1 pseudogene is annotated in these 283 nt (G+C 46.3%); it reads right to left on the reverse strand.

Features of this window, described 5'->3' with window-relative positions:
- Positions 1-283: pseudogene (locus tag SB658_RS23270) on the reverse strand (hydrolase); the annotation flags it as partial.

A 283-nucleotide genomic window follows, 5' to 3' on the forward strand; every position in this document is an offset into this window, starting at 1 on the left:
CTGCTCCATATATTGGGGCTATCAAAGGTGACGGCTTTTTTGACAGCTGACTGTTCTGTTGCAACATAAGCACAAACAGCACCGGCAAGGGCTTGTCCAGTGAGATAGATACCTGCATTGGGATGCTTCTGACTGACTTGCTCTATGTATTCCTTCCCTTTAAAAAAGACATGATCTCGATTGACATCAAGGGACTTCCTTTCAATGGGATAGGCATAATCCGTTTTAAGCAATGACTGTGCCGCGGTGTGTACATCTTGTGGCGAGGTCACCGGCATTTGCT

This window comes from Bacillus sp. SIMBA_008, from assembly GCF_046535495.1.
Taxonomy (GTDB): Bacteria; Bacillota; Bacilli; order Bacillales; family Bacillaceae; genus Bacillus; species Bacillus subtilis.